Below are 14,709 nucleotides of genomic sequence, written 5' to 3'. Positions count from 1 at the left end.
TCTTATTAAACTTTAATTTAACTTTAGCGTACAACTCGAAAACGCTAACTCGATTGCTGATTAATGGAATATGCTTCTTTTTTTAAAAGGTTTATAGTCTTAAACCTTCGGCCTTTATTGGGAATTTTATTGTTTATTGGTCTATCGACTACGGCGTTTGCCCAGGGTAATTCTCTCAAATTTGAACATATAACCACACTGAATGGGCTTTCACAAAATACGGTACAATGTATTTTAAAAGATCGTTATGGCTTTATGTGGTTTGGAACCGGCGACGGATTGAATAAATACGACGGTTATAAATTCACAGTTTATAAAAATAATCCTAAAGACCCTGCAAGTTTAAGGCTTAACAATATTCAATGTTTGTACGAAGATAAACCTGGAAATTTATGGATTGGTACAAATGGGGGTGGTCTGAGTATGTACGACAGGAAGACGGATTCTTTTATTCATTACCGGGAAAGTTATACCGATCCGACCACCCTGAGCAGCAACGATGTTGCTGCTATTTATGAAGACAACCGGAATAACCTTTGGGTGGGAACGTATTATAATCTGAACCTTGTTAACAGAAAAACAGGGAAAATAAAGAGGTTTCTGCATACTTCCGATAAGAATAGTTTAAGTAACGATATTATTCTTTCAATTTTTCAGGATAAAAAAGGAAACCTGTGGATCGGTACATCAAAAGGATTGAATCTTTATGATTATACCACCGGAAAGTTTAAGCACTTTCTGCATGATAAGAAAAATCCAAACAGTATCAGTAACGATACAATCAGGTCGATACTGGAAGATGATAAGGGCAATTTATGGTTTGGAACCGCTGGAGGCGGGCTTAACCGTTATTACAGCGATAAAGGAACATTTGAAAGTTTTAAAAAATCAACACACGGTTTAAGTAACAATAATATACTATCCATGGTAAATGCCGGTAAAGGGAAAATATGGATAGGAACAGAAGAAGGATTGAATCTTTTTGATCCGGATAAAAAAACGTTCTATAGCTACATTAATAGCCCCGCCGATCCAAATAGTATTGCCCACAATTCTGTTAACTCTTTACTGCTTGATAATTCTGGTATACTATGGGTTGGTACGTATGCTAAAGGAGTAGATAAATACGATAAAAACATTTCATTTTTTTCACAATTTAAGCACGAAATATCTGATTTAAATAGTTTAAGCAGCGATATTGTAACTTCGTTTGTTGAAAATGCTGATGGCAATATCTGGATTGGAACAGATGGTGGCGGTTTAAATCTTTATCAGGCTGCAACCGGAAAATTTCTTCATTATAATCATCAGCAGAATAATAAAAATAGCTTAAGCCACGATGGCGTTTTAGCCTTATTGCCTGATGATAATAAACTGTGGATAGGAACTTATGATGGTGGGCTTAATTTGTTTGACCCGTCAAAAAACTCCTTTAAGCATTTTGCAAAGGGAAATAAAGATACTGATTTAAGCAGTAATTCTGTTTTTGCCTTATTGAAAGACCGTTACGGTGATATCTGGATCGGATTAAACGAAGGTGGGGTAAACGTTTTAAATAAAGCAACCAATAAAATAACTCGCTACCGATATAATGAAGCAGATACCGCGAGATGCTTAAGTAATGATGATGTAAGAACATTATATGAAGACCGTCAGGGTAATATTTGGGTTGGAACTTACTCGGGGCTGAACTTATTTAACAGGAAGACAAAAACCTTTGTCCATTTTGATGAGAGTAATTCAGAGATTGAGAGTAATGTTATTTTTTGCCTTTATCAGGACAGAAAGGGTAATTTATGGATTGGAACAATGGGCGGCGGACTTAATTTGTTCGATTACAAGACAAAGAAATTTACCTCCTACAGGCAGAAGCATGGTCTACCAAATGAGATAATAAATGCTATTCTTGAAGATGATAAAGGATTTTTATGGCTAAGTACAAATAAAGGCCTTAGCCGTTTTGACCCGAAAAGCAAGACTTTTAAAAATTACGATGCCTATAGTGGTCTGCAAACACTGGAGTTTTTCAGGAATGCAACTTTAAAAACAGCTTCGGGAGAATTGCTTTTTGGAGGAACAAACGGCTTCAATGTTTTTGATCCTGCCGCTCTTAAAACTAATCTGAATATTCCGCCTGTAGTTTTTACAGACTTTCAGCTTTTTAATAAAAGTGCCGATATTCATGCGAAAGATTCTCCTTTACATACTAATATCAATTTAACTAAAGAAATTGTCCTTTCTTATAAACAGTCTGTATTTTCAATAGAGTTTGCAGCACTTGATTATACGCTTTCTCAAAAAAATGAATACAAGTATAAACTTGAAGGTTTTGATGCAGATTGGAGAAACGCCGGCACAGAGAGAAAAGCGTACTACACCAATCTGGATCCGGGTGAATATGTTTTTAGAGTTCGGGCTTCAAACAACGATGGAGTATGGAACAATGTTGGTGCATCGGTAAAAATAATCATTACTCCCCCGTTCTGGGCTACCTGGTGGTTTAGGATACTATCATTAATAACAATTATCAGCGCAGTATATGTAGCTTATCGTCTACGGATCCGGGCAATTGAAGCACAAAAAGCTGTACTTGAAAGACAGGTGCTCATACGTACTGAAGAAGTCAGAAAACAATCAGAAAAACTTCTTGCGCTTAACGAAGAACTTCAGGTACAATCAGAGGAGTTACAATCGGTTAACGAAGAGTTACATGTTCAATCGGAAGAGTTGCAGGCGCAGTCAGAAAACTTACACATTCTGAACAAAGAATTACGAGAGCAGAAAGAGCAGGAAAAAATAGCACGCCAAGAAGCTGAGCAGGCCCGGCAGGAGGCAGAAAAGGCAAACCAGGCCAAAGGTATCTTCCTTGCTACAATGAGCCACGAAATACGCACGCCGATGAACGGTGTTATCGGAATGGCTTCTTTACTGGCAGATACTCCTTTAAATGATGAGCAAAAAGAATATGTAAAAATCATCAATACCAGCGGCGATGCTTTGTTGGGTGTAATCAATGATATTCTGGATTTTTCAAAAATTGAATCCGGCCACATGGAGATTGAACAGCATGATTTTGATCTCCGAACTTGTGTTGAAGGAGTAATGGATTTATTTTCAGGAAAGGCTGCAGAGCAGGGACTTGATCTTGTTTATGAAATAGATCCGGGTATTCCGTTAAAAATAATGGGCGACGCGTTACGATTGAGGCAGATTCTTATAAACCTGGTAAGCAACGCATTAAAGTTTACGCACAAGGGAGAGGTTTTGGTAAAAGTAAAACTTGGAAAAGAAACAGCAGATTCTTTTGAATTATGCTTTGAAGTTCAGGATACCGGTATAGGAATTCCCAATGATAAATTGTCAAGGCTGTTCAAAGCATTTTCGCAGGTAGATTCTTCAACTACACGCCGTTATGGAGGTACTGGTTTAGGTTTGGCAATAAGCGAACGTTTGGTAAGATTAATGGATGGAAATATTGGAGTGAAAAGCGAAGTTGGAAAAGGTACTACATTTTATTTCTCTGTAATAAGCAGATTTCCGGCAGGATTTGAAAAGCAGTATACTGTATATGCTATTGACGAAGCACCTGGAAAAAAAGTCTTGATTATTGACGATAATATTACAGCTCTTAATGTCCTTAAATCGCAGCTGAATTTATGGAAAGTGATTGTAACAACTGCAACTTCAGGCAAAGAAGCGTTAGAGCTTGTTTCAAAAGACAGCAATTTCGACTTGGTGATAGTAGACATGCAGATGCCAGAAGTCGGTGGGCTTACCGTAGCAAAAGCAATAAAAGAGCAGGTGCCCGGCCTTCCGATTATTTTGTTAACTGCAGTTGGCGATGAACGGAGATTGCAGTTTCCGGACCTGTTTGCTGCAATATTAAGTAAACCCGTAAAACAGGGATTGTTATTAAAGGAGCTGAAACAGCAATTTCAAAACAGTTCAAATAAAATTAAAAAGCAGCAAAACGCCGACTCTGTACTTTCAGAAGATTTTGCTTCTGCATACCCTTTATCAATATTGCTGGCAGAAGATAATTTAATCAACCAGAAACTTGCAATCCGGGTGTTGAATAAACTGGGGTACCAACCGGAGCTTGCGAATAATGGGAAAGAAGCTGTTGAAATGCTTCAGAAAAAGGAATATAATTTGATTTTGATGGATGTGCTTATGCCTGAAATGGACGGGCTGGAAGCTACCCGTGTGATCAGAGAAAGTGACCTTCTTCAGCCACAGATAGTAGCCATGACAGCGAATGCTTTGCCGGAAGACAGAGAAGAATGTTTAAAGGCTGGCATGAATGGTTACATTTCAAAACCTATTAAAATAGAAGAATTGCTTGATACTCTGAGAAATATATCCTTATCAGTAAATCATTTTCAACAATAGTTAAGGTTGTTAAAATTGAAGTACATGTTTAGCTTACTGTTAAAGTTGTATGAACTTTAACTGCGGGTTTGCGTAAAAGGTAGCAGCTAAGCTTCATTATGATAAAAAAACAACCTGATCTCCTGGTTTTTAAAAGCCTGATTAGTTTATGTGTTTGTTTACTCCTGCTTGTTATATCGCCGGCAAGGGCCTTTTCTCAGAATAAATTATCATTTAAACATCTTACTACAGAGAACGGCCTGTCTCAAAGCCTTGTCCATTGTATCTTAAAAGACAAGCAGGGATTTATGTGGTTTGGTACACAGGACGGTCTGAATAAATACGATGGTTATAAATTTACTATCTACCGGCATAATCCAAAAGATAACAGAAGTCTCAGAAATAACAATATTGAGTCTATTCTTGAAGATAGTAGTGGAAACTTATGGATTGGGACAAATGGAGGTGGATTAAGTTTATATGACCGCCAAACAGATTCTTTTCATCATTATCTTCAAGATTCTCCGCTTGGGGAGAATATCTTCACGATGTTACAGGATAAGGATGGGGATTTATGGTTAGGCACTTATACCGGTTTAATTAAATTTAATCCTGCAACAAAAAAGCTTTTATCCTTTAGGCACAGCAAAGCAGATCCGTATAGCATAAGCAGCGATGTGATAAATTCCTTATTTAAGGATAGCAAAGGGAATTTGTGGATAGGCACAAACAACGGGTTAAATTGTTATAATGGTAAAACAAAGAAATTTATCCATTATCAACATGATAAGAATAATCCCAAAAGCATTGGAAGTTCAGTTATCCGAAATGTTATTGAGGATAGCAAGGGGAATTTATGGATAGGAACGATGAACGGCGGGTTGAATTTTTTCAATGTAAAAACCGGATCTTTTATCCGTTATACTTTTGATTATAATAATCCGAAAAGCATAAGCGATAACACCGTTTTTGCGCTTATACATGGAAGTGATGGGAAAATTTGGGCCGGTACCGAAAATGGATTAAATCTTTTTGATCCTGTTAAGAAAACGTTCCATGTATACAAAAATAATCCAAGCGATCAGAGCACTATAAATAATAATTCTATTAATTCTTTATATAGGGACGATAAAGGGATTTTATGGATAGGCACCTACGCGGGAGGTATCAATGTTTACAATAAGAATTTCTCATCTTTTGTCAGCTATAAGCAGGATCTTCTGGATGAATATAGCTTAAGCGGAAATATTGTAACTTCTTTTGCTGAAGATGAAAAAAATAATGTGTGGATCGGAACCGACGGTGGAGGATTAAATTATTTCGACAGGAAAAATAATAAATTTATTCATTATATAAATGATCGCTTAAATCCAAATAGCTTAAGTCACAATTCGGTATTAGCGGTTATTAAGGATCGGGATAATAATATCATAGCGGGTACTTATGAAGGAGGATTAAATATTCTCAATCCTCAAACAAAAAGCATCAGTCATATTACTTCAGGAACAGGAATTAATGAGTTAAATGATAATTCTATTTTCGCTCTTTTAGAAGATCGTTATGGAGATATATGGATTGGTACAAATTCTGGCGGCGTAAATGTTTTAAATAAAAGGAATAAAACAATAACAAAATACAAAAAAGATCCATCGAATACTAAAAACGGCATTTCAGATATAAGTATAAGGGCTTTGTATGAAGACAGGAAAGGTAATGTATGGATTGGTACGTATGCATCCGGACTTAACCTTTTTCATAGGGAGACTAAAACCTTCTCGAGTTTCAGGCACGAAAATAGTAAACTAAGCAACAATTCTGTTTCTTCCATCTTTGAAGACAGTAAAGGAAACCTCTGGGTAGGAACTATGGGAGGTTTTAATTTATTTAATCCAAAAACCAAAACATTTATTGAAATTACAGAACCCGGGGGATTTATTGACGGTAATATTAATGGTATAGCAGAAGATAAAGCCGGATATATCTGGATAAGTACTAACAAAGGTCTGTGTAGGTATGATGTAAAAACCGGAAAATTTAAAAATTACGATGTTTACAACGGGCTTCAGGGTTTTGAATTCTTCAGAGGAGCAAAACTGCTGTCCAGAACAGGAGAGTTATTTTTTGGGGGAACAAATGGCTTTAATGTTTTTAACCCCTCAAATATTAAAGATAACAGAAACATTCCTCCTGTTATGCTTACTGATTTTCAATTGTTTAATAAATCAGTTTTAGTAGGAGATAAAGATTCACCGTTAAACGCTCATATCAGTCAGGCAAAAGAGGTTACGCTCAATTATGATCAGTCTGTATTTACAATTGAATTTGCAGCTTTAGACTATACCTTATCCGAACGCAATACATATGCCTATAAATTGGAAGGCTTTGATAAAGACTGGAATTATGTAGGTACACAACGACGGGCAAATTACACTAACCTCAATCCCGGAACCTACATTTTCAAGGTAAAAGCGGCCAATAATGATGGAATCTGGAATGAAAAAGGCTCAACATTGCGAATAATTATAACACCTCCGTTTTGGGAAACATGGTGGTTTAAAATTATAGCATCGCTCAGTATAGTCGGAGCAGTGTTTGGCTTCTATCGTTATCGTATTAATAAAATAAAAAGGCAGAAAGAGGAACTTGAAAAAGTAGTATCTGCACGAACTGCAGAAGTGATACAACAGGCTGAAGAATTGCAATCCCAATCAGAGGCCTTGCAGGCAGTAAATGAGGAGTTGCAATCGCAGGCGGAGCATTTACAGGTATTAAACGAAGAGTTACAGGAAGAGCGGGAGAAGGCCGATAAAGCCAATCAGGCCAAGAGTGTATTTCTGGCCACGATGAGTCACGAGATCCGCACACCGATGAACGGGGTGATCGGAATGGCTTCCCTGCTTGCCGAAACCCATCTAAACCACGAGCAGGAAGATTATGTCAAGACGATCCGCACCAGCGGAGATGCGCTGCTGGCCGTTATCAACGACATTCTGGATTTCTCCAAGATCGAGTCGGGGAATATGGAGCTGGAGCAGCAGGACTTTGACCTGCGCAAATGCATAGAAGATGTGATGGACCTGTTTGCGGGTAAAGCAGCCGAGCAGGGCCTGGATCTGGTTTACCAGATCGACCACATGGTTCCTACCCAGATTCTGGGCGACGGGCTTCGCCTGCGCCAGATCCTGATCAACCTGGTAAACAATGCTTTGAAGTTCACCCATAAGGGGGAAGTATTTGTGCAGGTGCATTTAAGCAGGGCTGCTAATGATAATATAGAGTTAACCTTTGATGTAAAAGATACGGGGATCGGTATCCCGGAAGAGAAGCTGTCGCGGTTGTTCAAGGCCTTTTCACAAGTCGACAGTTCGACCACCCGAAAATACGGAGGTACAGGTCTCGGCCTTGTCATCAGCGAGCGGCTGGTAAAACTGATGGGGGGAAGCATCTGGGTAGCAAGCGAAGCAGGTAAAGGCACCACTTTCAGCTTTAACATACAAACAAAAGCCGGCCGGGAAAGCCTGAAGCAATATGCTTATTTCAATACAGCAGGCAATGAAGGCAAGAAAGTACTGGTGATAGATGATAATCAGACGAACCTGAGCATCATCAAAAGCCAGCTGGAGTTGTGGAAGCTGGTACCGGTACTGGCTTCTACGGGAGAGGAGGCCTTGTCATTGCTGTCCTCGGGAGCAGATTACCAGTTGGTGATCACCGATATGCAGATGCCGGAAATGGATGGCATAACATTAGCCCAGGCAATAAAGGCGAAGTATGCTCATCTGCCCATCATCCTGTTGAGTTCGATAGGAGATGAAAGCAGGGCAAAATACCCGCATCTGTTCAATTCGGTATTAACCAAGCCGGTAAAGCAGAAGCAGCTTTACAGCCTGGTGCAGGCAGAGTTGAAGCAGCAGGGAGGCAATGCAGTGTCATCGGAACAGAAAAAAGCTTCGGTATTATCGGAAGATTTTGCAAAGCTGTATCCGCTGGATATCCTGCTGGCGGAAGACAACCTGATCAACCAGAAGCTGGCCCTGCGGGTACTGAACAAGCTGGGATACCAGCCGGAGGTAGCCAACAATGGGAAGGAGGCAGCTGAAATGTTACAGGAGAAGCGCTACCAGGTAATTCTGATGGATGTGCTGATGCCGGAGATGGACGGGCTGAAAGCAACAAGATATATCCGGCAGCACAGTAGCTACCAGCCGGTAATTATAGCTATGACGGCCAATGCCTTGCCGGAAGACCGGGAAGAATGCATCCGGGCAGGAATGAATGATTACATCTCCAAACCCATCAACCTGGAAATACTGGTAAGGATTCTGCAAGAGACAGCTGAAGGTATTCGCGAAAGAGAAAGTTAAGATTCATTGTTGAATTAGAATTGTATTTTCTTATTTGTAAAATTATTTTCACAATTGAAATAAGAGTATCTTTAATATAATAGCACCGTAAAAGGGAACTAATAAGATCAGTAACACTATCCTAATAAGAAAAATAGTAGTACCTGATCTTTCTTGAGGTATGATGAATTATTTGAAAAGATTTTATTTTATTCTGCTGTTTCTGTTGCAATTAATCTGTGTTCCGGCATCGGCACAGAAATTAAATCTCAAATTTAAACACATAGGAATTTCTGAAGGACTTTCTCAAACCAATGTAATCTGTATCCTTCAGGATAGAAGAGGTTTTATGTGGTTTGGAACCAAAGATGGGCTAAACCGGTACGATGGCTATTCCTTCCGTGTGTATAAAAATATAACTGCTGATCCTTATAGTTTAGGTTTTAATTTTATTGAAACTTTATATGAAGATTCTAAAGGAAATATCTGGATTGGTACACGCGGCGGCGGATTAAATAAATACGATCCTGAAAAGGAGCTGTTTTTTGCATATAAACACGAGGATAAAAATAAGAATAGCCTTTCAAGCAATATTATTAATACTATAAAGGAAGATAGTTATGGTAATTTATGGATTGGAGGTGCCGCTGGTTTAGATCTGTTCAATCCTAAAACAAACAGTTTTATTCATTATAAATATTCGCGTAAAAATGCCGCCAATACAAATGAAATCAATATTTCAGGGATTTTTGAAGATAGCGCCCGCAATTTGTGGATTACGTCTACTGGCTCAGCTGATGGCTTAAATCTTTTTGATAAAAAAACTGGAACCTTTAAACGTATTACCGGAAAGGTAAATGGTAATGAACTAACAGAGAACAGATTCTGGAAGATGTTTGAAGATAGTAAAAAGCGCTTGTGGATCACTTCAAGATATTCTGGTTTATATCAGTTTGACGGAAAAGGAAATTTTAAAAACTACCAAAAAGAAAATAAGGATAATAGCCTGCCTCATAACAATGTGATGTCTGTAGATGAAGATGAGGAAGGAAATATCTGGCTGGGAACAGAAAATGGCGGGCTAAGTATTTTTAATCCTTCTACAGAAACGTTTACAAACTTTGAAGAAGATCCTATTGACCGGAATGGATTAAATAACAATTCAATACATTCCATTTTAAAAGATAGAAATGGAAATATGTGGCTCGGAACCTATACGGGTGGCATTAATTTATATAATAAAAGCGGGAATAAATTCAATCATTATCGCCATCAGCTGTCTCCGAATAGTTTAAGTAATAATATGGTGCTTGACCTGTTTGAGGATTCAAAGAGAAATTTATGGATTGGAACGGATGGAGGCGGAGTAGATCTATATGACCGGATCCAGGGGAATTTTAAACATTTTTTGAAAGGGCAAAATGTACTGGCTGTAAGAGAAGATCCTGAAGGTAACATCTGGGCTGGCACATGGGGTAATGGTATAAGCATATTAAATAAAAACAAAGGAACTATAAAACACCTTTTAAATAATCCAAAAAATCCTGACGGCCTTAGCTTTGATAATATTTATGCGCTTGCTGCTGGTAAGGATAAGAAAATGTGGATAGGTACTTTTGGAAATGGAGTGGATGTTTATGATTTCAATACCGGAAAGTTTACACATTATAAAAGGAACGACAATGACCCGAAAAGTTTAAGCAATAATTCGGTTTATTGTTTACTGGAAGATAGTAAAGGCGACATCTGGATTGGAACAGAAGGCGGAGGCTTAAACAGATTTGATAAAAAAACCAATACGTTTATACGATATCAGCATACCGGTATCAACAGCATTAGTAATAATAGTGTGGTGTCGGTATTTGAAGATGAAAAAGGAAATATTTGGGCAGGTACGTATGTGGGCTTAAATTGTTTAGACAGAAAAACAAATAAATTTACTGTTTACGGACTCAAGGATGGATTGGCTGGCGAAATAATTTATGGAATAGTTTCCGATAATTCGGGTAATTTATGGCTGAGTACTAATAACGGAGTTTCGAAATTTAATTTAGCGAAAAAAAGGTTTACTAATTATACTACCACGGATGGTTTACAGGGTGAAGAGTTTAAAATTCACTCAGCACTTAGAAGTTCCTGGGGAGCTATCTATTTTGGAGGTATTAATGGTTTTAATGAATTTTATCCTGATAAGATCAAAGAAGACGTTTATAATTATCCATTAGTACTCACAAACTTTCAAATATTCAATAGACCTGTAGCTATTGCAAGAGCAGATTCTGATTCCAGTCCGTTGAAAAAAAGCATCAATGAGGTAAAAGAAATTGTACTTAGTTACCGGCAATCTGTTTTTTCTTTTGATTTTGCTTCACTTGATTTTACTTACAACAATAAAATTAAGTATGCATATATGCTGGAGGGATTTGATAAAGACTGGAATATAGGATCTTCCCGAACGGCAACCTATACAAATCTTGACCCGGGTAAATACATTTTCAGAGTAAAAGCATCTAATAATGATAAAGTCTGGAATCAGAAGGGCCGTTCAATAAAAATAATTATTACGCCTCCTTTCTGGATGACGTGGTGGTTTCGAATATTGATGGTATTAAGTATTGGAAGTGCTGCCATTGGTTTTTACAGATATCGGCTCAATACAATAAAACGTCAGAAAGAAGAACTGGAGGGACTGGTTGTTGTACGTACATCAGAAGTAACCAAACAGGCTGAAGAGTTAAGAGCACAATCAGAACATTTGCAGTCTCTAAACGAAGAGTTGCAGATGCAATCCGAAGAACTGCAGGTACAATCTGAAGAACTGCAATTAAAGTCAGAGGCTTTGCAGGCAGTAAATGAGGAGTTGCAATCGCAGGCGGAACATTTACAGGTATTAAACGAAGAGTTACAGGAAGAGCGGGAGAAGGCCGATAAAGCCAATCAGGCCAAGAGTGTATTTCTAGCCACGATGAGTCACGAGATTCGCACACCGATGAACGGGGTGATCGGGATGGCTTCCTTACTTGCCGAAACCCAGCTAAACCACGAGCAGGAAGATTATGTAAAGACGATCCGCACCAGCGGAGATGCGTTGCTGGCCGTTATCAACGACATTCTGGATTTCTCCAAGATCGAGTCGGGGAATATGGAGCTGGAGCAGCAGGACTTCGACCTGCGCAAATGCATAGAAGATGTGATGGACCTGTTTGCGGGTAAAGCAGCCGAGCAGGGCCTGGACCTGGTTTACCAGATCGACCACATGGTTCCTACCCAGATTCTGGGCGACGGGCTTCGCCTGCGCCAGATCTTGATCAACCTGGTAAACAATGCTTTGAAGTTCACCCATAAGGGGGAAGTATTTGTGCAGGTGCATTTAAGCAGGGCTGCTAATGATAATATAGAGTTAACCTTTGATGTAAAAGATACGGGTATCGGTATACCGGAAGAGAAGCTGTCGCGGTTGTTCAAGGCCTTTTCACAAGTCGACAGTTCGACCACCCGAAAATACGGAGGTACAGGTCTCGGCCTTGTCATCAGCGAGCGGCTGGTAAAACTGATGGGGGGAAGCATCTGGGTAGCCAGCGAACCAGGGAAAGGCACCACTTTCAGCTTTAACATACAGACAAAAGCCGGCCGGGAAAGCCTGAAGCAATATGCTTATTTCAATACAGCAGGCAATGAAGGCAAGAAAGTACTGGTGATAGATGATAATCAGACGAACCTGAACATCATCAAAAGCCAGCTGGAGCTGTGGAAGCTGGTACCGGTACTGGCTTCTACGGGAGAGGAGGCCTTGTCATTGCTGTCCTCGGGAGCAGATTACCAGTTGGTGATCACCGATATGCAGATGCCGGAAATGGATGGGATAGCATTAGCCCAGGCAATAAAGGCAAAGTATGCTCATCTGCCCATCATCCTGTTAAGTTCGATAGGAGATGAAAGCAGGGCAAAATATCCGCATTTGTTCAACTCGGTATTAACCAAGCCGGTAAAGCAGAAGCAGCTTTACAACCTGGTGCAGGCAGAGTTGAAGCAGCAGGGAGGCAATGCAGCGCTACCGGAACAGAAAAAAGCTTCGGTATTATCGGAAGATTTTGCAAAGCTGTATCCGCTGGATATCCTGCTGGCGGAAGACAACCTGATCAATCAGAAGCTGGCCCTGCGGGTACTGAACAAGCTGGGATACCAGCCGGAGGTAGCCAACAATGGGAAGGAGGCAGCTGAAATGTTACAGGAGAAGCGCTACCAGGTAATTCTGATGGATGTGCTGATGCCGGAGATGGACGGGCTGGAAGCAACAAGATATATCCGGCAGCACAGCAGCTACCAGCCGGTAATTATAGCTATGACGGCCAATGCCTTGCCGGAAGACCGGGAAGAATGTATCCGGGCAGGAATGAATGATTACATCTCCAAACCCATTAACCTGGAAATACTGGTAAGGATTCTGCAGGAAACAGCTGAAAGTATTCGCGAAAGAGAAAGTTAAGATTCATTGTCGAACACGGAATAGAACAGTATCTTTACAAAAAGATTTTGTTTTGGGAACTCCGGTAGATTTTGGATTTAAAAATTACAATTATTACGGCGCATATCTTCGCAAAAAATACAATGGAAAACGTGTGTTTAAGATCATTGTAGATGGCGGATTTACTTGTCCGAACCGGGATGGCAGTAAAGGATATGGCGGATGTACGTATTGTAATGTAGATTCTTTTACTCCGGAACTCTCGAGGAAACTTCCAACAATTCGTGAACAGATAGAACAGGGTATGCAGCGGGCAATTAAAGGATATGCTGCAGAAAAGTTCATTATCTATTTTCAGCCTAACACCAATACCTATGCTCCTGCACATTATTTAAAAATGATGTACGATGAAGCATTGAGTATTAATCCTGAGAATGTAGTAGGCCTTTCTGTTGGTACACGTCCGGATTGCATTGATGCGGAAAAAGTAGCTCTTCTCGAAAGTTATTCAGATAGGTTGGATGTGGACCTGGAAATGGGAATGGAATCTATTTATAATGATACCCTTGCCAAAATTAACAGAGGTTGTACTCACGAAGAACTTGAAAATGCTTTAAAGCTAGTTGAAAATTCTTCGCTTGATATTTGTGTCCATACAATTTTCGGTTTCCCATGGGAAACCCGCGAAATGATGTTAAAGTATGCAGATGAAATTAACCGGTTCCCTCAAATTAAATTCGTAAAACTTCACCATTTACACATAGTTGAAGGCTCAATAATGGGGGTAAAATATAAAAGGGAGCCTTTTAAAGTATTTTCAATTGAAGAATACACTGATTTTCTGGCCGAATTTATTCCTCTCCTCAGGCCGGATATTGTTATTCAACGCTTATTCGGTCTTGCCGACTACGATCTGCTAATTGCTCCAAACTGGGGATTGAAAAAAGCAGAAATCCAAACTTATATTGATAAAGAACTTGAAAGAAGGGGTGTAAGGCAGGGAGATCAATATAAACTTATGGATGTAGTACGATGAAGTTCGTACGCAAAGGGCTTTCCTTATTTATGCTTTAATTTTATTTCTTCATATTAGTTGCTTAAGAACGAAAATGAGTCTTAAGTAATAAGATATTGCTTGTTTTCTTTTTATAAACAGTTCCTTCAATATATTTAGTAAGGTTATACTATCCCTTAGCCTTTCATTTATTTCAAATCACCTAAATTATTATAAGCTACTGTTAATATCTATTGGATAAACTATATATTTTTTCCGACTAATATTGATCTTTATCGTAAATTTTTATCTAATTCTTATTTTAAAAAGTTTGTTTTAGTTACTTATGTTGAAATAATATTAAAAATTTAACCATTTTTCCTATAATCTTTACTATTTATCGTTTTTTTCTTGTTTATTTTTAAGTTTATATGAATTATTTTCCGATTTTACATATCAAATATTAAAATAAAAATCATCTATAGCGAATTTTTGTTTAAAAAACTTAAAAATATGATAAATAATTACAATAAACT

General features: G+C 38.7%; 4 protein-coding genes. All 4 read left to right on the top strand.

Going from position 1 to position 14,709, the window contains the following annotated elements; translation table 11 throughout:
* Positions 1–117: 117 nt before the first annotated feature.
* The 4 genes from ACLCDL_RS15445 (at position 118) to mnmL (ending at position 14,215) form a co-directional block, all read left to right on the top strand.
* Positions 118–4,392 carry a two-component regulator propeller domain-containing protein gene (locus tag ACLCDL_RS15445; protein WP_423149305.1) on the top strand — a complete coding sequence of 1,425 codons (4,275 nt, stop codon included), beginning with the start codon at positions 118–120 and terminating at the stop codon, positions 4,390–4,392.
* Positions 4,393–4,490: 98 nt separating this feature from the next.
* Positions 4,491–8,735, top strand: a complete 4,245-nt coding sequence (locus ACLCDL_RS15440) for a hybrid sensor histidine kinase/response regulator (protein WP_423149304.1) — start codon at positions 4,491–4,493, stop codon at positions 8,733–8,735.
* 172 nt (positions 8,736–8,907) lie between these two features.
* A complete protein-coding gene (locus ACLCDL_RS15435) occupies positions 8,908–13,200 on the top strand; it encodes a two-component regulator propeller domain-containing protein (protein WP_423149303.1) in 4,293 nt (1,430 codons plus the stop codon).
* 52 nt (positions 13,201–13,252) lie between these two features.
* Positions 13,253–14,215 carry a tRNA modification radical SAM protein MnmL/YtqA gene (gene mnmL, locus ACLCDL_RS15430; protein WP_423149302.1) on the top strand — a complete coding sequence of 321 codons (963 nt, stop codon included), beginning with the start codon at positions 13,253–13,255 and terminating at the stop codon, positions 14,213–14,215.
* Positions 14,216–14,709: the final 494 nt, after the last annotated feature.

Source organism: Rubrilithobacter danxiaensis (assembly GCF_047272945.1).
GTDB lineage: Bacteria > Bacteroidota > Bacteroidia > Sphingobacteriales > Sphingobacteriaceae > Rubrolithibacter > Rubrolithibacter danxiaensis.
This window is presented reverse-complemented; position numbering and strand designations above follow the sequence as displayed.

Coding starts and splice junctions, on each gene's coding strand:
- ACLCDL_RS15440 (WP_423149304.1), top strand. CDS start 4,491: ATGATAAAAAAACAACCTGATCTCCTGGTTTTTAAAAGCCTGATTAGT.